This window comes from Pseudomonas sp. 43mfcvi1.1 (assembly GCF_900115935.1).
In the GTDB taxonomy this organism is placed as follows: domain Bacteria; phylum Pseudomonadota; class Gammaproteobacteria; order Pseudomonadales; family Pseudomonadaceae; genus Aquipseudomonas; species Aquipseudomonas bijieensis.
Map to the genome: position 1 here is coordinate 90,670 of NZ_UETT01000009.1, position 15,929 is coordinate 106,598.

Consider the following 15,929-nt stretch of genomic DNA (forward strand, 5'->3'; position numbering starts at 1 on the left):
GATAGCATTTTTTTGGCCAACACAGATGTTGTAGGTGACGACGTCATCGCGAGCAAGCTTTGCTCCCACAGATCCCCCTCATACAGGGGGGCGAGACTTGAAAACCCGCCCCACGGCCCTTGCAGCTTGCCGCCGCTTGCTGCACAGTCGCGACCTTTTTGTCCGGTGGCTTTCCATCGCTGTGCTTTGAGGTAACGATGATAAATGCAGTAATTGCTGCGGTAGGCGTCATGCTGGTACTCAGCCTGTCCCGCGTGCATGTGGTGATCGCGCTGATTATCGGCGCGTTGGTGGGTGGCCTGACAGGCGGCCTGGGGATCGAGGCGACGCTCAAGGCGTTCAATGCCGGCCTGGGTGGCGGTGCGACGGTGGCGTTGTCCTATGCCTTGCTCGGAGCCTTCGCCGTGGCGATTGCCAAGTCCGGCATGGCCCATGCCCTGGCCGACAAAGCCTTGGCCCTGGTGGATCGCCAGGATGCCGCCGGCGGCTCGGGCGTCAAGTGGGTCCTGATCGGTCTGCTGGGAACGGTCGCGGTCGCCTCCCAGAACATTTTGCCGATCCATATTGCCTTCATCCCGCTGCTGGTGCCGCCACTTCTCTATGTGCTGACCAAGTTGCAACTGGACCGCCGGTTGATCGCCTGCGTCATGACCTTCGGCCTGATCACGCCCTACATGTTCCTGCCGGTGGGGTTCGGCAATATCTTCCTCAACGAAATCCTGCTGGCCAACATCGCCCGCAGCGGTGTGGACGTCAGCGGCATCAACGTTACTCACGCCATGGGCATTCCGGCGCTGGGCATGGTGTTCGGCTTGCTGTTGTCGTTGTTCTCCTACCGCAAGAAACGCGTCTACGACCTGAAAAAAATTGCCCGGGTCGAGCAAGTGGCCGTGCGCTACAACCCGCTGAGCCTGATGGTGGCCGGGTTTGCGGTGGCGGCGGCGTTCGCGGTGCAGCTACTGGTGGACTCGATGATCATCGGCGCCCTGGTCGGGTTCCTGATTTTCTCGCTCTCGGGAGTGGTGCGCTGGCGCGAAACCGACGACCTGTTCACCGAAGGCATGAAAATGATGGCGATGATCGGCTTCATCATGATCGCCGCCTCGGGGTTCGCCGAAGTGATGAAGGCCACCGGTGAAGTCCAGAGCCTGGTGGAAACCTCGGCGGCCTGGATCGGCCACAACAAGGGCATCGGTGCGCTGATGATGTTGTTGGTGGGGCTGCTGGTGACCATGGGCATCGGCTCGTCGTTTTCCACGGTGCCGATCCTGGCGACGATTTTCGTGCCGCTGTGCCTGCAACTGGGCTTCAGCCCGCTGGCGATCGTCTGCATTGTCGGCACCGCCGGCGCCCTGGGCGATGCCGGTTCGCCCGCCTCGGACTCGACCCTGGGCCCGACCTCCGGCCTGAACATCGACGGCCAGCACCATCACATCTGGGACACCGTGGTCCCGACCTTCATTCACTACAACCTGCCGTTGCTGGCGTTTGGCTGGGTGGCGGCGATGGTGTTGTAATCCGAGACGGCGTTGCCTGCATCGCGAGCAGGCTCGCTCCCACAGGGGACTTGCAGTGGACACAACATCTGTGAACACCTCAATCCAATGTGGGAGCGAGCCTGCTCGCGATGGGGCCCTCCAGATTCAATACCTCCCTCAAGCCTTGTTCACTTTGTCCTACAGTTTTGCCGTGCCTTGCCGTTAATACAGCTAACCACGCCAATAACACCAACAAGAGTGAACAGCATGCGCCTGAGCCTGAAGGCTAAAGTCCTGTCCCTTGCGATACTGCCGGTATTGCTGTCCGCCGTGATCATCAGCCTGACCACGGCTTTCATCTTGAAGGAACAAGCTGGCAAAGAAGTCCAGCAGACTCGCGAACGCCTGCTCAGCGAGGCCAAGGCCACGTTGCAGAACTACGTGGCGGTGGGCCTTACCGCCATCAAGCCGCTGTACGATGCCGCAGCTGCGGGCGATAACGAGACACGCGCCCAGGCGATCAAGCTGCTGTCGAATATCAGTTACGGCAAGGACGGCTATTTCTTCGGCTACGACTCCGAGACCATTCGTCTGTTCAAGGCCAACAGCCCCGATGGCGTGGGCAAGAGTTTCAAGGACAACCGCGACCCGAACGGTGTCTACGTCAACCGTGACCTGGTGAAAGTCGCCAAGGATGGCACGCATTACCTGGAATACAGTTCGCCGCTGCCCGGCAGCAAGGACCTGGTGCCCAAGCTCGGCTACACCGAGTACCTGCCCAAGTGGGACCTGGCGGTCGGTAGCTCGGTCAACCTGGACGGCATCGAAGCCCAGGTGGCGCTGGTGGAAGCCAAGGTCCACGATCGCCTGCAAGGCGTGATCTTGAGCATCGTCGGGATCGCCGCGGTGGTGTTGCTGGTGATTGCGGTGGTGGGCCTGGTGCTCGCCAATACGATCCTGCGTCCTCTGCACCTGATGAAAGACAACCTCGACGACATCGCCGCGGGTGAGGGCGACCTGACCCGTCGCCTGGCCATCACCAGCCAGGACGAACTCGGTCAGTTGGCCGGTTCGTTCAACCGCTTCGTCGACAAGATCCACGGCCTGGTGCGGCAGATCACCGACATGACCTCGCAACTGACCGGCCTGGTGACGCAAGTCTCCGAACAGGCCCAGCGCTCCGAGCAGGCCATGGAGCGCCAGCGCCACGAAACCGATCAGGTCGCCACGGCGATCAACGAGATGTCCTCGGCTGCCCAGGAAGTCGCCCGCAGTGCCCAGGGCGCCGCTGTCGCGGCCCAGCAGACCGACGAGGAAGGGCAGTCGGCCAAACGCGTGGTGGCTGGCAGCATCCAGCAGATTCATGCGTTGGTGAACGATATCCGCAGCAGTGGCGTGTCCCTGGACAGCTTGCAGCAGGACGTGGCCTCGATTGTCAGTGTGCTCGGGGTGATTCGTTCGATCGCCGAGCAGACCAACCTGCTGGCCCTCAACGCCGCTATCGAGGCCGCGCGTGCCGGGGAAGCGGGGCGTGGCTTCGCCGTGGTGGCCGATGAAGTACGGGCCCTGGCCAGCCGGACCCAGCAGAGCACTCAGGAAATCCAGGGCATGATCGACCGCCTGCAATCAGGCACCCATGCGGCGGTGGAAGCGATGCGCCGTTCCAGTGAGGCCGGCGATGGCACCTCGGAACGGGCCAACGAGGCGGGTGCTTCCCTGGACACCATGGCGCAGTTGATCGGCACCATCAATTCGATGAACGCCCAGATCGCCAGCGCTGCCGAGGAACAGACCGCAGTGGCCGAAGAAATCAACCGCAGCGTGCATCAGATCGCTGTGGCGGTGGACAGTGTCGCCGACGAAACCCAACTCGGCGCCCAGACTTCCCGCAGCCTGGCCGACCTGGGCCAGCGCCTGGGCCAACTGGTGGGGCAGTTCCGGATCTGATCCCGTCGCAGCAGGAGCTGCCGAAGGCTGCGATCTTTCGCTCTCGATCCAGATGTTTTCGCCTGGGCTACCAGGCCTTATCGGAAGCGGAGGATCGCAGCCTTCGGCAGTTCCTGCCGGGCAAGTCGTTTCGCCAACTCAAGCCGAGTACTGTTGTGGCGAGGGGATTTATCCCCGCTGGGCTGCGAAGCAGCCCCCGGATAGATTGCGCGGAACATCAGGAAAGTCGTATTTGGTTTTTTGGGGCCGCTTCGCAGCCCAGCGGGGATAAATCCCCTCGCCACCGTTTCATGATCCGGCAGGCAACTCGCGCACATCGCGCATCAACAACCCAAACCGCAAATCCACCGCATCCGGAATCGGCACGTACACCACATGCCCATCCCCCGGCGCCACCTCGATGCTTTGGCCTTTGACGTCCTGCAACTGATGCAGGTCGAAGTGGAAGTTGCCCTTGGGGGTCATCAGTTCCATGTGGTCGCCCAGGCCAAAACGGTTTTTCACCCGTACTTCGGCCAGGCGTTCGCGGCGTTCGCCGGTCAGTTCGCCGACGAACTGCTGGCGCTCCGACACCGAGCTGCCGTTCTGGTAGTTCTGGTACTCGTCGTGCACGTGGCGCCGTAGAAAACCTTCGGTGTAACCACGCTGGGCCAGGGACTCCAGGTCGGTCATCAGGCTGCGATCGAACTCCCGGCCAGCCACCGCGTCATCGATGGCCCGGCGATAGACCTGGGTGGTGCGCGCGCAATAAAAGTGCGATTTGGTCCGGCCTTCGATCTTCAACGAATGCACGCCCATGCGCGCCAGCCGCTCCACGTGCTGCACCGCTCGCAGATCCTTGGCATTCATGATGTAGGTGCCATGCTCGTCCTCGAAGGCCGGCATGGCGTCTTCCGGGCGGTTGGCTTCATGGAGCAAAAACACCTGGTCGGTGGGCGCGCCGAGGCCCAGGGTCGGTTCCGGCTGACAGGTTTGCACAATGTCGCCCACGACGTTTTCCACCGCCGGCTGCGCCGAATATTTCCAGCGACAGGCATTGGTGCAACTGCCCTGGTTGGCATCGCGCTTGTTCAAGTAGCCGGACAGCAGGCAGCGCCCGGAATAAGCCATGCACAACGCGCCATGGACGAACACTTCCAGTTCCATGGCCGGCACCTGCTCGCGGATCTCGGCGATTTCCTCCAGGGACAGCTCCCGGGACAGGATGATCCGGCTCAAGCCCTGTTGCTGCCAGAACTCGACGCTCGCCCAGTTCACGGTATTGGCCTGCACCGACAGGTGGATCGGCATCTGCGGGAAGTGTCGGCGCACCAGCATGATCAGCCCCGGGTCGGACATGATCAGCGCGTCCGGCGCCATGGCGATCACCGGCTCCAGATCCTTGAGGAAGGTCCGCAGCTTGGCGTTGTGCGGGGCAATGTTCACCACCACGTAGAAGCGCTTGCCCATGGCTTGGGCCTCGGCAATACCCAAGGCCAGGTTCGCGTGGTCGAATTCGTTGTTGCGCACCCGCAGGCTATAGCGCGGCTGACCGGCGTACACCGCATCGGCACCGTAGGCGAAGGCGTAGCGCATGTTTTTCAGGGTGCCGGCGGGAGCGAGCAGTTCGGGGGCGGCGAGGGTCATGGTGGCGTCAGGTCGCAAAAAGCGGCGAGGGTACGCCACGGTCGGCCCGGCGGTATTGATTTGGATCAATGCCGGGTGCAAACGCGAAGGCACTCCGGCGAGTCCTGGATGACTAATGTTTATCCCGCCTTTGGACATGGAAAGCTGATGAATCGAAAGATGCTGCAAAACAAAGCCCAGATGCTGCTCCTGGTGCTGGTCACGGTCGCCTTCATCTGGATCCTGCTGCCATTTTACGGCGCGGTGTTCTGGGCGGTGATCCTGGGCATCGTCTTTGCCCCGATGCAGCGCCGCCTGCAGTTGAGGTTCGGCTGGCACCGCAATGTCACCTCGTTGTTCACGTTGAGCATCTGTGTGGTCAGCGCGATCCTGCCGGTGATCATCATCAGTACGTTATTGGTCCAGGAGGGCGCGGCGCTGTACAAGAGCCTGGAGAGCGGAGAGCTGGACATTGCCGATTACCTGGCCCGCTTCAAGGATGCCTTGCCGCCGTACTTCCAGCACCTGCTGGACCGCTTCGGCCTGGGCAACCTGAATGGCTTGCGCGACAAGATCGTCAAGAGTGCGATGCAGGGCAGCGAGTTCTTCGCCACCCAGGCCTTCAGTTTCGGCCAGGGTACCTTTCAGTTCCTGGTCAGCTTTTTCGTGATGATCTATCTGCTGTTCTTCTTTCTGCGCGACGGTCCGGAATTGGTGCGCAAAGTGCGCACGGCTGTTCCATTGGGGGAACATCAAAAACGCCGCCTGCAGTTGAAATTCAATCGGGTGGTGCGGGCCACGGTGAAAGGCAACCTGCTGGTCGCCATCAGCCAAGGTGCGCTGGGTGGGCTGATCTTCTGGATCCTGGGAATCCCGACGGTATTGCCGTGGGCGGTACTGATGGCGTTCCTGTCACTGTTGCCAGCCGTGGGGGCGGGCATTGTCTGGGCGCCGGTTGCGGTGTATTTCCTGCTTTCCGGGGCGATCTGGCAGGGTGTGGTGCTGACGCTGTTCGGGGTATTCGTGATCGGTCTGGTGGACAACTTCCTGCGTCCGATCCTGGTGGGCAAGGACACCAAGATGCCCGACTACATGGTGCTGGTCTCGACACTGGGCGGGCTGGCGGTGTTCGGGCTGAACGGTTTCGTGATCGGACCACTGATCGCCGCGCTGTTCATGTCGTGCTGGGCGTTGTTCGTCGAAAGCACGCCGCGTGTACAGCTGCCCTAGGCGCTCAACAGGTAGGGACCGATGCGTTGCGACAATGCCTGGGCGGCGGGCAGTGAAGTCAGCGGGCCGCTGATGGTCACGCCGTCTTGCACCAGATACCAGCAGGCCAGCAACCCGAGCTCCCGGAGTGGGGCGGGAACGGCGCTGCCAATGACAGACATGATTTGAACCTTGGGCATGGGAAACCTCCATCAAACGATGGGGTTACCTTACGACTCAGAAGGAAGGACGAAAAATCAACCGGCTCAATAGTAGGAATCGATGCCGCTCAATCGACGACCAGATCGAGCATGTGCACCACTTCCTGCTCGTTGAGCAGGCCCTTGCGCACCAGGTTTTCCGCCAGCAGCGAAAGGAACTTGGCGCTGCGGTGGCCTTCCAGTTGCTTGAGTTCGGTCAGCACGTTGTACACCTTGCTGGAGGTGCACAAGCCGACAATGCGATGGGGATTTTGCGTGGGCATACCTTCGTCCTTGTTTTTATGAAGCTGTTGTTGGCGGACAATGCCAGTTTGCGGCCCTGTCATGACGCTCACGTGACAGCTTGAGTTGTTGGAAAAAGAAGCAGGATCCGGACCATAATGCCTTTTTGGCGCCGGATTATTGTTCCGGCAGCGACCTCGGGCAGGCTCATACGGCCATCTGGACTATTTTTCACCCACAAAAAAGCCCCTGGATCTTTCGATCCAGGGGCTTTTTCTGTTGCTGTCTGGCTCCACGACCTGGACTCGAACCAGGGACCCAGTGATTAACAGTCACTTGCTCTACCAACTGAGCTATCGCGGAATGGCGCGTATGTTACTGATTGGAAAAGAGAAGTCAAGCGTCTATTGCCGGGCGGTGCATTCCTGGGGCCCATTGGCGGTCAATCAACAATTGCGGTTACCGCACTGGCGGGAGAGGGCTACCATGCTTGCCCGGAAGTGGCAGGACGCGCTGCCGGCCATTCGCCGACATTGAGGTACGCGCCATGAACCATCTGTTACCGCTCCACACAGCCAGCTGCGCCGAGGTGTGCCTGTGAGCACCGCCCAGATCAGCTTGCCCAAGGGCGTGGGGCCCCATGCCGAGAAACTGTACGACGCTATCACCCAGGCCAGCACCGTCGAAGAGCTGAACCGCGCCGGTGGCAAGGCCGAAGGGTTTGTCCTGGGGCTGGAAAGCACCAAGGCGATCAAGAGCCAGATTGCCGAGTCGTTGTATGTGATCTATGACGATGCGGCGAGCCAGCGGGCGACGGAGCTGTAGCCTGGTTTGAATAGGAGTGTCAGGCCAGACGCCTTTGTGGCGAGGGGATTTATCCCCGCTGGGCTGCGAAGCAGACCCAAGACAGTCAAACCGGGGGAACCTGACACACCGAGTTGCCTGAGTTAGGGCCGCTTCGCGCCCCAGCGGGGATAAATCCCCTCGCCACAGGTGCGCCTGTCCTGGTAAACACACAAAAAAAACGGGAAGCCCAAGGGCTTCCCGTTTTTCATCTAGTGCCGAAAGCTTCAGATCACCTGAACGATGGCCTTGGTCACCGCATCGATGTTGTTCTGGTTCAACGCAGCCACGCAGATGCGCCCGGTGTCCAGAGCATAGATGCCGAACTCGTTGCGCAGGCGCGTCACTTGTTCAACGGTCAGGCCGGAGTAGGAGAACATCCCGCTCTGGCGTGCGACGAAACTGAAGTCGTGCTGCGGGGCGGCCTTGGCCAGCATGTCGACCATCTGGTTGCGCATGCCGCGAATCCGCAGGCGCATTTCGGCCAGTTCGGCTTCCCACTGCGCGCGCAGCTCCGGGCTGTTGAGTACGGCGGCGACGATGCTGGCGCCGTGGGTTGGCGGGTTGGAGTAGTTGGTGCGGATCACGCGCTTGACCTGGGACAGCACGCGAGCACTTTCTTCTTTTGATTCGCTGACGATCGACAATGCGCCGACGCGCTCGCCGTACAGCGAGAACGACTTGGAGAACGAGCTGGAGGCGAAGAAGGTCAGGCCCGATTCGGCGAACAGGCGCACGGCCGCTGCGTCTTCGTCGATGCCGTCGCCAAAGCCCTGGTAGGCCATGTCCAGGAACGGTACGTGATTCTTGGCCTTGACCACGGCCAGTACGTCTTTCCAGTCTTGCGGGCTCAGGTCCACGCCAGTCGGGTTGTGGCAGCAGGCGTGCAGCACAATGATCGAGCGGTCGGGCAGGGCGTTGAGGTCTTCCAGCAGACCGCTGCGGTTCACGTCGTGGGTGGCGGCGTCGTAGTAGCGATAGTTCTGCACCGGGAAGCCGGCGGTTTCGAACAGCGCGCGGTGGTTTTCCCAGCTTGGGTCGCTGATGGCGACGACGGCGTCAGGCAGCAGTTGTTTGAGGAAGTCGGCACCGATCTTCAGGGCGCCGGTTCCGCCCACGGCCTGGGTGGTGATGACGCGGCCGGAGGCGATCAGTGGCGAATCCTTGCCGAACAGCAAAGTCTGGACCGCCTGGTCGTAGGCGGCGATACCGTCGATCGGCAGGTAACCACGGGAAACGTGCTGAGCCACGCGAGCCGTCTCGGCTTCGACAACCGCGCGCAGGAGTGGAATGCGCCCCTCCTCGTTGCAGTAAACACCCACGCCCAGGTTGACCTTATTGGTACGGGTGTCGGCGTTGAAAGCTTCGTTGAGGCCCAGGATGGGGTCGCGGGGTGCCAATTCGACAGCGGAAAACAGGCTCATTATTGCGCGGCTCTGAATGGAGTGAGGGGGACGTGTCGCGCTCCAGCCGGATGCACTAGAGCGGTGCACAAACGGGGAGCTAGTATAGAGGCCATCAACCGGTACGGCGACAGGCGATTCGGCTTTTGCGGTAAGTATTTTCGATTTTTTTTGACCGTTAGTCCCTTCTCCGCGTCAAAGTCTGCAAGGCGTGTAGGACGTTCGTCTTGAAAGCGAAGGCATTCACCTCCACATTGTGTGCATCCCAGCTTTTTCCTCGGACGGCATCAGTCGTTTCGGTCTTTCTCATTCCTGTCGGCTGGCCGACAGGAATGAACCCAGAGGTTATGTCATGTCTGAATTCCAGCTAGTCACCCGATTCCAGCCCGCCGGCGACCAGCCGGAAGCCATTCGCCTGATGGTCGAAGGCATCGAGGCCGGGCTGGCGCACCAGACGCTGCTCGGTGTGACCGGCTCGGGCAAGACCTTCAGCATTGCCAACGTGATCGCCCAGGTGCAGCGCCCGACCCTGGTACTGGCACCGAACAAGACCCTGGCCGCGCAGCTATACGGTGAATTCAAGGCGTTTTTCCCGAATAACGCCGTGGAGTACTTCGTTTCCTACTACGACTACTACCAGCCCGAGGCCTACGTGCCGTCGTCGGACACCTTCATCGAGAAGGATGCCTCGATCAACGACCACATCGAACAGATGCGCCTGTCGGCGACCAAGGCCTTGCTCGAGCGCAAGGACGCGATCATCGTCACCACGGTGTCGTGCATCTACGGTCTGGGCAGCCCGGAAACCTACCTGAAGATGGTGCTGCACGTGGACCGCGGCGACAAACTCGACCAGCGCGCCTTGCTCAGGCGCCTGGCGGACTTGCAATACACCCGCAACGACATGGATTTTGCCCGGGCGACGTTCCGGGTGCGCGGCGATGTGATCGACATCTACCCGGCGGAATCGGACCTCGAAGCGATCCGCATCGAGCTGTTCGACGATGAAGTGGAGAGCATTTCCGCGTTCGACCCGCTGACCGGCGAAGTCATCCGCAAGCTGCCGCGTTTCACCTTCTACCCCAAGAGCCACTATGTAACGCCGCGGGAAACCCTGCTGGACGCCATCGAGGGGATCAAGGTCGAGCTGCAGGAGCGCCTGGAATACCTGCGGTCGAACAACAAGCTGGTAGAAGCCCAGCGTCTTGAGCAGCGGACCCGCTTTGACCTGGAGATGATCCTGGAGCTGGGCTACTGCAACGGTATCGAAAACTACTCGCGCTACCTGTCGGGTCGTCCGGCGGGCGCGCCACCGCCGACCTTGTATGACTACCTGCCGGCCGATGCCTTGCTGGTGATCGACGAATCCCACGTCAGCGTGCCCCAGGTCGGCGCCATGTACAAAGGCGACCGTTCGCGCAAGGAAACCCTGGTGGAATACGGTTTCCGCCTGCCCTCGGCCCTGGACAACCGGCCGATGCGCTTTGACGAATGGGAAGGCGTGAGCCCGCAGACGATTTTTGTCTCGGCCACCCCCGGCAACTACGAGGCCGAGCACGCCGGTCGTGTGGTCGAGCAAGTGGTACGACCGACCGGGTTGGTGGACCCGCAAGTCGAGGTGCGTCCGGCGTTGACCCAGGTCGACGACCTGCTCTCGGAAATCACCAAGCGTGTGGCGGTGGAGGAGCGGGTGCTGGTCACCACGCTGACCAAGCGCATGGCCGAAGACCTGACCGATTACCTGGCCGACCATGGCGTGCGGGTGCGCTACCTGCACTCGGACATCGATACGGTGGAGCGGGTCGAGATCATCCGCGACCTGCGCCTGGGCACTTTCGACGTGCTGGTGGGCATCAACCTGCTGCGCGAAGGCCTGGACATGCCGGAAGTGTCGTTGGTGGCGATTCTCGACGCTGACAAGGAAGGCTTCCTGCGTTCGGAACGTTCGTTGATCCAGACCATCGGTCGCGCGGCGCGTAACCTCAACGGCCGGGCGATTCTGTATGCCGACCGCATCACCGGCTCCATGGAACGGGCCATCGGCGAGACCGAGCGCCGGCGCGACAAGCAGATCGCCTTCAACCTGGCCAATGGCATCACCCCCAAGGGCGTGTTCAAGGACGTCGCCGACATCATGGAAGGCGCCACCGTGCCCGGCTCGCGCAGCAAGAAGCGCAAGGGCATGGCCAAGGCGGCCGAAGAGAGCGCCCGCTACGAGGCCGAACTGCGCTCACCGAGCGAAATCACCAAGCGGATCCGGCAGTTGGAAGAGAAGATGTACCAACTGGCCCGGGACCTGGAGTTCGAAGCCGCGGCGCAGTTGCGCGACGAGATTGGCAAGTTGCGCGAGCGGTTGCTGACTGTCTGAGGTTTGTAGTGGTTGTAATGGCCTCATCGCGAGCAGGCTCGCTCCCACATTTTGACCGAGTCGCGGTCCCTGTGGGAGCGAGCCTGCTCGCGATGGGCGCGACTCGGTCCAACGGCTGACCACACAAATCCCGCTCTCACTGGAGCCCGCCCGCCATCGCCTGTTACCATTCGCCCCCTGTTTCATCTTCGCTTTTATATTCTTTCCGAGACATGCCATGACCACCGTCCGCACCCGCATCGCGCCTTCGCCCACTGGCGATCCCCATGTCGGCACCGCCTACATCGCTTTGTTCAACTATTGCTTTGCCAAGCAGCATGGCGGCGAGTTCATCCTGCGGATCGAGGACACCGACCAGTTGCGTTCGACCCGCGAGTCCGAACAGCAGATCTTCGACGCCCTGCGCTGGCTGGGCATCGACTGGAGCGAAGGCCCGGACGTTGGCGGCCCGCACGGTCCGTACCGCCAGAGCGAACGGGGTGATATCTACAAGCAGTATTGCCAGCAGTTGGTGGATATGGGGCACGCGTTCCCGTGCTTCTGCACTGCCGAAGAGCTGGACCAGATGCGCGCCGAGCAAATGGCCCGGGGTGAAACCCCGCGCTACGACGGCCGGGCGCTGCTGCTTTCCAAGGAAGAAGTCGCCCGTCGCCTGGCGGCCGGTGAGCCCCATGTGATCCGCATGAAGGTGCCGAGCGAAGGTGTCTGCGTGGTGCCGGACATGCTGCGGGGCGATGTCGAGATCCCCTGGGATCGCATGGACATGCAAGTGCTGATGAAGACCGACGGCTTGCCGACGTACTTCCTGGCGAACGTGGTCGACGATCACCTGATGGGCATCACCCACGTCCTGCGTGGCGAAGAATGGCTGCCGTCGGCGCCGAAACTGATCCTGCTCTACGAATACTTCGGCTGGGAACAGCCGCAACTGTGCTACATGCCGCTGCTGCGTAACCCGGACAAGAGCAAGTTGTCCAAGCGCAAGAACCCGACTTCGGTGACGTTCTACGAGCGCATGGGCTTCATGCCCGAGGCGATGCTCAACTACCTGGGGCGCATGGGTTGGTCGATGCCGGACGAGCGCGAGAAGTTCTCGTTGCAGGAAATGGTCGAGCATTTCGATCTGTCGCGCGTGTCCCTGGGCGGGCCGATCTTCGATATCGAGAAGCTGTCGTGGCTCAACGGCCAGTGGTTGCGGGACCTGCCGGTAGAAGAGTTCGCCGCGCGTGTGCAGAAGTGGGCGTTGAACCCTGAGTACATGATGAAAATCGCGCCCCATGTGCAGGGCAGGGTAGAGACGTTCAGCCAGATCGCCCCGCTGGCCGGCTTCTTCTTTGCCGGTGGCGTGACGCCGGATGCGAAGTTGTTCGAATCCAAGAAGCTGTCGGGTGATCAGGTGCGCCAGTTGATGCAGTTGATCCTGTGGAAATTGGAAAGCCTGCGTCAGTGGGAGAAGGACAGCATCACCGCGACCATCCAGGCCGTGGTCGAGTCGTTGGAGTTGAAATTACGCGATGCCATGCCGCTGATGTTCGCCGCCATTACCGGTCAGGCCAGCTCGGTGTCGGTGCTCGATGCGATGGAAATCCTCGGACCTGACCTGACCCGTTTCCGCTTGCGCCAGGCTATCGATCTGCTCGGTGGCGTGTCGAAGAAGGAAAACAAGGAGTGGGAAAAACTGCTGGGCGCGATCGCGTAAGCGCTCGATGAGGCAGGACATACCCCGGTTTTCCGGGGTTTGTCGGTAAGTGATTGTTATCCCGGCAAAAAACTTTCAAATTTGTTGAAAATAAATTTGACAGCCCTCCGATACGCCCTTAAGATTCGCCCCGTCCTCAGCGATGAGGGGCTATAGCTCAGCTGGGAGAGCGCTTGCATGGCATGCAAGAGGTCGACGGTTCGATCCCGTCTAGCTCCACCAATTTACACTTCAAGGCCTGGCCACACCGGTCTTGAAGCGATCAACACTCAGCGTTGATCAGTTGTATAGAAGGGTTTGCGTCCCCTTCGTCTAGTGGCCTAGGACACCGCCCTTTCACGGCGGTAACAGGGGTTCGAGTCCCCTAGGGGACGCCAGTTTTACAGAAGCGATGTTGCAAGATGTCGCTCCGCCGCGAGGCGAAAAATCCGGGGCTATAGCTCAGCTGGGAGAGCGCTTGCATGGCATGCAAGAGGTCGACGGTTCGATCCCGTCTAGCTCCACCAATTTACAGGTTCAAGATCTGGCCACACCGGTCTTGAGTCGATCAGTTCTCAGCGCTGATCAAGCTAGAAGGTTTGTGTCCCCTTCGTCTAGTGGCCTAGGACACCGCCCTTTCACGGCGGTAACAGGGGTTCGAGTCCCCTAGGGGACGCCACGATTACCCGCTCTGCGGGATTTTATAAGGGTCATTCAATTCTTGAATGGCCCTTTTGTTTGTCTGGCGTTCGGCCAATTCCCTTATCCTTGAAAGCGACTTCTGACCAGCGGTCAAAATTTCTGCTTGCGGAAAATTATTATGGGAATAATATTTCAATCGTAATATTCGGAGGCGACGATGAGCGATAAGAAGGCACAAACCCGTGAACGAATTCTCAAGGCCGCCAGCGATGCGCTGATCCAGCGTGGGCCGGCTGAACCGAGCGTGGGCGAGGTGATGGGGGCGGCGGGGCTGACGGTGGGCGGTTTTTATGCTCATTTCGAAAGCAAGGATGCCTTGATGCTGGAGGCATTCAAGCAATTGCTCAATCGGCGCCGCGGCTTGATTGCCGATATGGACGGCGAGCTGACAGGCGAAGAGCGGCGCGCGTTGGTGGCGGCGTTCTATCTGTCACGAAAGCACCGTGATTCCACCGAGAATGCCTGCCCGATTCCTGCGTCGGTCGGCGAACTGGGTCGGCTGCCAGATGCGTTTCGTGAGGTGCTCAACGAGCATGTTGAATTGATGGTCGCGCAATTGGCGGCCAGCCCGGAGGACGCCGACAAGGCCCTGGCCGACATTGCCTTGATGGTGGGTGGCCTGGCCCTGGCAAGGGCCCTGGGCCCTGGAGAGTTATCCGATCGTTTGCTGCGCGCCGCCAAGTCGGCAGTGCAATGAGCTGAGGCGCAAGCCCTGGAGATGAGCGATGGACAGGTTGAGCTGGATTCGTAGTGTCAATGGCACGCTTGGCTGGGTGGCTCCGCGCCTGGTGGCCAAGCAGATGCGTCTGCTGTTCATGCGCCCTCGAGACCTGCCGCCGCGGGATTGGGAGTTACCATTGCTGGCCTCGTCCGAGCGTATCACCTTGCGCTTCGGTCTTTCGGCGTTGCGCTGGGGCAAAGGCCCGGTAGTCTTGCTGATGCACGGCTGGGAAGGGCGGCCGACTCAATTCGGGGCGCTGATCACGGCCCTGGTGGACGCCGGTTACATGGTGGTGGCCCTGGACGGTCCGGCCCATGGTCGTTCGCCGGGCCGCGAGGCGAATGTCCTGTTGTTCGCCAGGGCCATGCTTGAGGCCGCCGCTGAGCTGCCACCGTTGCAGGCCGTGATCGGGCATTCCATGGGTGGAGCCAGTGCCATGCTCGCGGTTCAGTTGGGGTTGCGGACCGAGACCTTGGTCAGCATCGCTGCGCCTGCGCGCATTCTTGGTGTGTTACGCGGATTCGCGCGGATGATGGGGCTGCCGCCCAAGGCCCGTTCAGCTTTCATTCGTCTGGTGGAAAGCGATGTGGGCATGCGGGCCGAGAAAATGGACGTCGCCCATTACCAACTGGACGTGCCCGGGTTGATCGTCCATGCCGACGACGACACTTTCGTCTCGGTCAAGGAATCGCAACTGATTCACGAGGCCTGGTTCGACAGTCGTTTGCTGCGACTGCCACAGGGTGGGCATCAGCGGGTGTTGGCCGATTCGCGGGTCGTTGATGGTGTGTTATCGCTGTTGGCCGGGCGCAGCCTGCAAGCGCGGCAATCGGCTTGATCTGTGGGAGCAAGGCCTGCCCGCGATGGCGGTCAAGCTCGGATCCGTTACACTGCCCCAACCAAATTCGACCGGGAGAGGGGCATGGGCTGGGATCGGGCAACGCCGTTCATCATTGATCTTCAAGTAAATGCCGAAGATATCGACGGGCTGGGCCATGCCAACAACGCGGTGTACGTCACCTGGCTCGAGCGTTGTGCCTGGCGCCATTCCCAGCGCCTGGGCCTGGATCTGGTGGAGTACCGGCGCCTGGACCGAGCCATGGCGGTGGTGCGGCATGAAATCGATTACCTGGCGGCGGCTTATGAAGGCGACGAGCTTCAATTGGCGACCTGGATCGTCGACTGGGACCAGCGCCTGAAAATGACCCGGCATTTCCAGCTGGTCCGCCCCAGCGACAACACTACCTTACTGCGGGCCCAGACCACATTTGTCTGCATTGAACTGTCCACCGGTCGGCCAAAGCGCATGCCGCAGGAATTCATCGAGGGTTATGGCGTGGCGTTGAATCTATCTGGCATCTTCATAGACTGAACTGCTGCTATCGCGAGCAGGCTCGCTCCCACAGGGATTTGTGGCAGGCTCCAATTCTGTAAACACGTTGGAACCATTGTGGGAGCGAGCCTGCTCGCGATGACGGCAGCACATCCAACATCAATGCAAGCTGACCCATCGCTATCGCGAGCAAGCTCGC

General features: G+C 60.9%; 13 protein-coding genes, 5 tRNA genes and 1 pseudogene. 14 read left to right on the plus strand and 5 right to left on the minus strand.

Annotation, left to right across the window (positions count from 1 at the left end; translation table 11 throughout):
• Window positions 1-200: 200 nt before the first annotated feature.
• The 3 genes and pseudogenes from DTP52_RS18070 to DTP52_RS31665 all read left to right on the plus strand — a co-directional run bounded on the left by DTP52_RS18070 (window position 201) and on the right by DTP52_RS31665 (window position 3,425).
• Window positions 201-1,517 (plus strand): Na+/H+ antiporter family protein, encoded by a 1,317-nt coding sequence (locus tag DTP52_RS18070; RefSeq protein WP_162893913.1) that lies wholly within the window; start codon window positions 201-203, stop codon window positions 1,515-1,517.
• 228 nt (window positions 1,518-1,745) lie between these two features.
• Window positions 1,746-2,567 (plus strand): annotated as a pseudogene (locus DTP52_RS31660) (cache domain-containing protein); the annotation flags it as partial.
• A gap of 102 nt (window positions 2,568-2,669) precedes the next feature.
• Window positions 2,670-3,425 (plus strand): methyl-accepting chemotaxis protein, encoded by a 756-nt coding sequence (locus DTP52_RS31665; protein WP_371925604.1) that lies wholly within the window; start codon window positions 2,670-2,672, stop codon window positions 3,423-3,425.
• Between the two features lie 288 nt (window positions 3,426-3,713).
• On the opposite strand, the gene yegQ is transcribed toward DTP52_RS31665, so the two are convergent.
• The gene (yegQ, locus tag DTP52_RS18080; protein WP_109754734.1) at window positions 3,714-5,051 is read right to left on the minus strand and encodes a tRNA 5-hydroxyuridine modification protein YegQ; all 1,338 of its coding nucleotides are present in this window, start codon (window positions 5,049-5,051) and stop codon (window positions 3,714-3,716) included.
• Between the two features lie 147 nt (window positions 5,052-5,198).
• Here yegQ and DTP52_RS18085 point away from each other — a divergent pair, with 147 nt between their 5' ends.
• Window positions 5,199-6,260: an AI-2E family transporter gene (locus DTP52_RS18085; RefSeq protein WP_109754585.1), complete on the plus strand. Its 1,062-nt coding sequence runs from the start codon at window positions 5,199-5,201 to the stop codon at window positions 6,258-6,260.
• Here the strand turns inward: DTP52_RS18085 and DTP52_RS18090 are convergent.
• The 3 genes from DTP52_RS18090 to DTP52_RS18100 form a co-directional block, all read right to left on the minus strand.
• Window positions 6,257-6,439, minus strand: a complete 183-nt coding sequence (locus DTP52_RS18090) for a hypothetical protein (RefSeq protein WP_003203898.1) — start codon at window positions 6,437-6,439, stop codon at window positions 6,257-6,259. The two genes, DTP52_RS18085 and DTP52_RS18090, sit on opposite strands and share 4 nt — an antisense overlap.
• Before the next feature lie 89 nt (window positions 6,440-6,528).
• Window positions 6,529-6,723, minus strand: coding sequence for a hypothetical protein (locus tag DTP52_RS18095; protein WP_003203896.1), 195 nt, complete (start codon window positions 6,721-6,723; stop codon window positions 6,529-6,531).
• Between the two features lie 246 nt (window positions 6,724-6,969).
• A tRNA-Asn gene (locus DTP52_RS18100) sits at window positions 6,970-7,045 on the minus strand.
• A 234-nt stretch (window positions 7,046-7,279) separates the two neighbouring features.
• Between DTP52_RS18100 and DTP52_RS18105 the strand changes: the two genes are divergently transcribed.
• Entirely contained in the window at window positions 7,280-7,507 is a 228-nt protein-coding gene (locus tag DTP52_RS18105; protein ID WP_109754586.1) for a hypothetical protein, read from the plus strand.
• Window positions 7,508-7,752: 245 nt separating this feature from the next.
• Here the strand turns inward: DTP52_RS18105 and DTP52_RS18110 are convergent, their stop codons facing one another.
• Complete coding sequence (locus tag DTP52_RS18110; RefSeq protein ID WP_109754587.1) at window positions 7,753-8,949, minus strand: amino acid aminotransferase; 1,197 nt, start codon at window positions 8,947-8,949, stop codon at window positions 7,753-7,755.
• A 331-nt stretch (window positions 8,950-9,280) separates the two neighbouring features.
• On the opposite strand from DTP52_RS18110, the gene uvrB reads away from it, so the two are divergent.
• From uvrB to DTP52_RS18155, 9 genes are all read left to right on the plus strand, one after another.
• Entirely contained in the window at window positions 9,281-11,296 is a 2,016-nt protein-coding gene (gene uvrB, locus DTP52_RS18115) for an excinuclease ABC subunit UvrB (RefSeq protein ID WP_109754588.1), read from the plus strand.
• Window positions 11,297-11,513: 217 nt separating this feature from the next.
• A complete protein-coding gene (gene gltX / locus DTP52_RS18120; RefSeq protein ID WP_041023763.1) occupies window positions 11,514-12,995 on the plus strand; it encodes a glutamate--tRNA ligase in 1,482 nt (493 codons plus the stop codon).
• A gap of 146 nt (window positions 12,996-13,141) precedes the next feature.
• Window positions 13,142-13,217, plus strand: a tRNA-Ala gene (locus tag DTP52_RS18125).
• A gap of 79 nt (window positions 13,218-13,296) precedes the next feature.
• A tRNA-Glu gene (locus tag DTP52_RS18130) sits at window positions 13,297-13,372 on the plus strand.
• Between the two features lie 53 nt (window positions 13,373-13,425).
• Window positions 13,426-13,501, plus strand: a tRNA-Ala gene (locus tag DTP52_RS18135).
• A gap of 76 nt (window positions 13,502-13,577) precedes the next feature.
• Window positions 13,578-13,653, plus strand: a tRNA-Glu gene (locus DTP52_RS18140).
• 180 nt (window positions 13,654-13,833) lie between these two features.
• Entirely contained in the window at window positions 13,834-14,373 is a 540-nt protein-coding gene (locus tag DTP52_RS18145; protein ID WP_109754589.1) for a TetR/AcrR family transcriptional regulator, read from the plus strand.
• A gap of 28 nt (window positions 14,374-14,401) precedes the next feature.
• Window positions 14,402-15,235: an alpha/beta fold hydrolase gene (locus DTP52_RS18150; RefSeq protein ID WP_109754590.1), complete on the plus strand. Its 834-nt coding sequence runs from the start codon at window positions 14,402-14,404 to the stop codon at window positions 15,233-15,235.
• Between the two features lie 84 nt (window positions 15,236-15,319).
• Window positions 15,320-15,769: a thioesterase family protein gene (locus DTP52_RS18155; RefSeq protein WP_109754591.1), complete on the plus strand. Its 450-nt coding sequence runs from the start codon at window positions 15,320-15,322 to the stop codon at window positions 15,767-15,769.
• Window positions 15,770-15,929: the final 160 nt, after the last annotated feature.